The sequence below is a fragment of the Dietzia sp. HMSC21D01 genome (assembly GCF_001815995.1).
In the GTDB taxonomy this organism is placed as follows: Bacteria; Actinomycetota; Actinomycetes; order Mycobacteriales; family Mycobacteriaceae; genus Dietzia; species Dietzia cinnamea.
Genome location: NZ_KV823759.1, coordinates 1 through 1,018, shown reverse-complemented (window position 1 = coordinate 1,018; position 1,018 = coordinate 1). Strand labels below are relative to the sequence as shown.

Here is a 1,018-nt window from a genome sequence, read left to right as displayed (position 1 = left end):
GGCCGCGGCGAGCAGCTCGCGGGTGTCGGCCTGCCGGGCGGCGGGGTCGGAGTCAGCGCCGACTGCGGCGTCGGTGCCCGGCTCGTGCTCGGGGTAGGCGTCGGTGATGGGGGAGGAAGCGGGCCGGCCGTGGCCGGCGAGGACGTGCTCGACCAGGGAGTGGCGGTCGATGGCGGCCGCGAGCGCCCGGCGCACCGCCGGGTCGCCGGTGAACGGGTGGGCCATGGGCAGCGCGACGGCCCGCCAGTCGGCCGAGTTGACCGACACCAGCTCCGTGCCGTCGCGGCCGGCGAGACCGGAGGCGAGGGTCGGCGGCAGGACGGTGCCGTCGACCTCCCCGGTGAGGACCATCTGGGCGCGGGCGTTCTCGTCCGGCACCGACTTCAGGACGAGGGTGTCGACCTCGGGCGCACCGTCGCGATGGTCGGGGTTGCCGGTGAGGACGGCCTCGCCCGGGGACAGGCGCTCCAGCTGGTACGGCCCGGTGCCGACGGGATCGGTGTTGAGCGTCGACGCCGCCGCCGGCCCGGGCGCGAGCCGCTCGGAGGGAGCGATGCCCAGCAGGAGACGGGCGGGCATGCCCGGGTCGGGGGCGTCGAGCCGGAACCGCACGGTGAGCGGGTCTGGGGTCTCGACGCCCGCGATGGAGGTGTAGTCCGAGGCGATGGGCGAGCCCGAGGCGGGGTCGACGACCGCGCGGTAGGTAGCGGCGACGTCGCTCGAGTCCAGGGCGCTGCCGTCGTGGAACCGCACGCCCTCGCGGAGGCGGATGGTCCAGGTCAGGCCGTCGGCGCTGACCTCGGGCTCGGCCGCCGCCAGGGCCGGCACGAGGTCGGGCAGGTGTTCGTCGTCGGCGGCGTAGGGGCGTAGCAGGCCCTCGTACAGCGGGGAGACTCCGGTGGAGCCGTATCCCGAGACCGGGTTGAACTCGCCCAGTGGCGCGGAGTCGGCCAGGACGACGCGGTCGCCGGCGTCGGTACCGAGGCCGGCGCCGGTCCCGCTGCCCGGCCCACCCGCC

Annotated in this window: 1 protein-coding gene; it reads right to left on the bottom strand. The window is 76.5% G+C overall.

Going from position 1 to position 1,018, the window contains the following annotated elements; genetic code table 11:
• On the bottom strand, positions 1 to 1,018 hold a 1,018-nt coding region (locus HMPREF3086_RS03435), incomplete at both ends, for an ABC transporter substrate-binding protein (RefSeq protein WP_246830889.1).